The following is a 2,720-nucleotide window of genomic DNA, read 5'->3' as shown; positions in this document are numbered from 1 at the left end:
CGCGAGTGGGCGGCACACCGGGCGGCGGCGACAGCGGTGGCACCCCCTGACTTACCGCTGTTCGCCCCGTCCACCCGCGCTCGCGCCAGCGATCCCGTCACCAGCCATCAGGCGGCGGAGCGGGCCGCCCCCGCGGCCAGTGGCCAGCGGGCCTGTGTGCTGGCCGTGCTGCGCCAGTATGGCGACCTGACCTATCGGGAAATCGACCAGCGCCTCAACTGGCACACCGGGGCGCAGCGGCGGCTGCCGGAACTGGAACGGCTGGGGCTGGCCCGCCCCACGGGCGACGAACGGGATGGGTGCCGGGTGTGGACGGCGATGGAGGCGGCGGCATGACACTCGAAGAGGTGCTGGCCGATGTCCGCGGCGAGGCCGCGGTCCTCAGGGCCAACGGCCACAAGGCGCAAGCTGATAGCATGGAGTCGGTGTGCGACCGGGTGCGGGACTGTATGTCTCCCTATCTGGACTGGCTCACGGAGTCTGAGGCCGAACTGGCCAGCGGCCGGAGCGGCACCTGGCTCAAGAGCCGGTTCGCGGAGTGGATGGACTTGGGGATGGCCCGGCTGGTGCCGCAGGGGCGGCGGCGGGCGGCACGACAGTACCGGCGCTGCATCATTCCCCGCCGCGCCAACCGACTGGCGGCCTACGAGGCCGGACGAAAGGCGGCAGCCGCATGACCCGGTTTGACCTGACCCCGAAGCCCCTGCTCAAGCGCATCCCCGTGGTGCGGGTCTACACCGAAGGCGAGCGGGTGCTGGTGAAGTGGACGCAGCACGGACGGCGGCAGTACCGGACGTGGGCCGACACCACCGCCAACCGGGCCGAAGCCTTGGCGTTCGCCCGCGGGCTGTCCGATGCCCAGCAGGCTCCCGCCCGCCCCACGGACGCCCTCACGGTGCAGCAACTGTTCCGCCGCTACCTCGAGGCGGAGGCGGCGACCCTGCGGCCCAACACCATCCGGCTCTACAAGGATCGCTGGCGGCGGTGGGAACTGTTCGTCGGCGCGGACACCATCGCGGAGGATGTCGCCACCGAAACGGTGGCCCGCTTCCGGGTGGAGGACGCCAAGCACCACGCCATCAACCAGGTCCGGGCCGCGGTGCGGGTGGTCAAGCTGGTCTACCACTGGGGCGACCGGATGGAACTGCTGCAGCGGAACCGGGTGGCCCGCTACACGTTCAAGGCGGGCAAGGATGAACGCACCCACGCCCCCACCGAGTACCGGCGCGACGAATGGGAGCGGCTGCTCATGGCCTTGGGCGGTGGCCAGCAGTCCCGGAAGTGGCGGGCGTGGGCCGTGATGATGCTGGCCGGGGCACAGGGCGAGCGGGTGCAGGCCATCCTGCAGCTGCGGTGGGCCGACCTCGACCTCGAGGCGGGCGTGATCCGCTGGCCCAAGGAGACCAACAAGCAGGGCCGTGCCCGCACCCAGCCGCTGACCTGGGATGCCTACAGCGCCCTGCTCACCAGCCGCGCCAAGGCTCCCGACAGCCCCTATGTGGTCCCCGGCCCCGATGGGGAGCCCTACACCTACCAGGCGTTCTGGTACCACCTCCGGGCCGCGGAGCGGGCCACGGGCGTGACGCACCAGCCGTACCGGGCCGCCCACGGCTTCCGGCGCATGGCGGCGGGCAACGTGGCGGAGGGCACGGGCGATCCCTGGCTGGGCGTGCAGTGGATCGGGGACACCGATCCGCGGCGGGCGAAGGAGTACCTGAAGGAGCGGGCAGATCGGATGCTGCAGGCCGCCGATGCGGCCAGTGGTGAGCGGTAATCGGTGGCCACCCCCCGCCATATGGGTGCCATAAAAATCGCAGTACTACATGAGGTCAGGCCAGCTAACGTGTTGCAGGATGGTGAGATGCAAAAAGAGCCACTGGTCGGATTTGAACCGACGACCGCATGCAGCAAGCAAACCCACAAAACCCCGGAACATCAAGCCAGCAAAGTAGTTAGGTCGGGTCCGGTGACCACGCCAAACACCCGAAGCGCACCCGAAAGTCCGGGTCAGGGTGCCATAAAAGTGCCACAAAACACCCCCCAGCCCGTGCGCCTGCCGGGCGATGCCTGGGGGTGCCCGTGAGCCGGATGCTGGTGGTCAAGAACTGGTCCGAGTTCCAGCACTACAAGGACCGGAACCCGATCTGGATCAAGCTGCACCGAGCGATCCTCGACGACTACACCTTTGCCAGCCTGCCCGACCACGCCAAGGCCCACTTGGTCGGCATTTGGTGCCTCGCCGCTGGGAATGACGGGAAGATCCCGAACGACCCGGCATGGGTCGGCCAGCGGATCAATGCCCGCCAGGCCGTGGATTTGGAGGCGTTGGTGGCTGCTGGGCTGCTGGTGGCTGAGACGCAGGTCAGCGCAACGGCAGCGCAAAAGTGGGGTCGGCGCAGCGTACCGCAGCGCATTCGTGCGCTGGTGATGGCGCGGGATGGGCACAAATGCACTGCCTGCGGTACCGCACAGCACCTCGAACTTGACCACATCGTGCCGGTCAGTCAGGGTGGCAACCCAGAACCTGACAACCTGCAAGTCCTTTGCCGCCAATGCAATAGGCGGAAGCGCGTCCGTAGCACAGACTACCGCGGCCCAGCGCAGCGTGTGGAGCAAGTTGCTACGCATATGCGTAGCCTAGAGAAGAGAAGAGAAGAGGAGAGAAGAGAAGAGAAGAAGAGAGCAGAGCAGCAGCCGGTTGCAATCGAAGCACCCCAACC

4 protein-coding genes are annotated in these 2,720 nt (G+C 68.0%); all 4 read left to right on the top strand.

Annotation, left to right across the window (positions count from 1 at the left end):
• A partial coding sequence (locus tag VKP62_14635; GenBank protein MEB3198434.1) for a hypothetical protein occupies positions 1 to 336 on the top strand: 336 nt, incomplete at its 5' end.
• Positions 333 to 677 carry a hypothetical protein gene (locus tag VKP62_14630; protein ID MEB3198433.1) on the top strand — a complete coding sequence of 115 codons (345 nt, stop codon included), beginning with the start codon at positions 333 to 335 and terminating at the stop codon, positions 675 to 677. The genes VKP62_14635 and VKP62_14630, both read left to right, overlap by 4 nt.
• On the top strand, positions 674 to 1,774 hold the full coding sequence (locus VKP62_14625; protein ID MEB3198432.1) for a site-specific integrase: 1,101 nt from the start codon (positions 674 to 676) through the stop codon (positions 1,772 to 1,774). Before VKP62_14630 ends, VKP62_14625 begins: the two co-directional genes overlap by 4 nt.
• Positions 1,775 to 2,088: 314 nt before the next feature.
• Positions 2,089 to 2,720 (top strand): HNH endonuclease (locus VKP62_14620; protein MEB3198431.1); only part of this gene is annotated, 632 nt, incomplete at its 3' end.

This window comes from Candidatus Sericytochromatia bacterium (assembly GCA_035285325.1).
GTDB lineage: Bacteria > Cyanobacteriota > Sericytochromatia > S15B-MN24 > JAQBPE01 > JAYKJB01.
Note: the sequence above shows the minus strand (reverse complement) of the source record. Positions and strands in the feature narration are given on the sequence as shown.

Excerpts from the sequence above, each read along its gene's own strand:
- VKP62_14630 (MEB3198433.1), top strand. The coding sequence starts at position 333 with ATGACACTCGAAGAGGTGCTGGCCGATGTCCGCGGCGAGGCCGCGGTC.
- VKP62_14625 (MEB3198432.1), top strand. The coding sequence starts at position 674 with ATGACCCGGTTTGACCTGACCCCGAAGCCCCTGCTCAAGCGCATCCCC.